1 protein-coding gene is annotated in these 429 nt (G+C 57.6%); it reads left to right on the top strand.

Translation table 11 applies throughout. The features are described 5' to 3' along the window. Positions 1–163: 163 nt before the first annotated feature. Positions 164–394: a hypothetical protein gene (locus I6F21_RS38005; protein WP_024542385.1), complete on the top strand. Its 231-nt coding sequence runs from the start codon at positions 164–166 to the stop codon at positions 392–394. Positions 395–429: the final 35 nt, after the last annotated feature.

Below are 429 nucleotides of genomic sequence, written 5' to 3'. Positions count from 1 at the left end.
TTTCTGGCGTTGCTCGCGTTAGTAATTCTTGGATTCTGGTTTTTTGCGTTGCGTCTGTCAAGTTGGTTAGGCAAAGTAAAAATATGTCTCCTGCTTTTCATCGCAAGACGACAAGCGGCTGCATACTGCAGCCTGTCTGCAAACCAATGAGGAGTGGGACAGCATGGACAGCCAGTTGGTCGATGGCATCACGGCCGAGGGATTGGCGTGGAACGCCACGATGTACTTTGCGCCTGGCGCACCGGAGGGTGCACAGCCTGAGCGCATCATCGGCATGTACGCCAGTCGCGACGGCGGCGGCTCATTCGACGTGGATACCGTTCTCAACTTGCCGTGGGTGGTGTTCGAAGGAACCGTCACGCGCCGCCACCCGATGCTCTTGAACGTTTGCTGACCAAGCCGTCGGCACCTCCCGGTGCCGACCGGAAG

Source organism: Bradyrhizobium sp. NBAIM03 (assembly GCF_020194055.1).
In the GTDB taxonomy this organism is placed as follows: Bacteria; Pseudomonadota; Alphaproteobacteria; order Rhizobiales; family Xanthobacteraceae; genus Bradyrhizobium; species Bradyrhizobium yuanmingense.
Note: the sequence above shows the minus strand (reverse complement) of the source record. Positions and strands in the feature narration are given on the sequence as shown.

Coding starts and splice junctions, on each gene's coding strand:
- I6F21_RS38005 (WP_024542385.1), top strand. CDS start 164: ATGGACAGCCAGTTGGTCGATGGCATCACGGCCGAGGGATTGGCGTGG.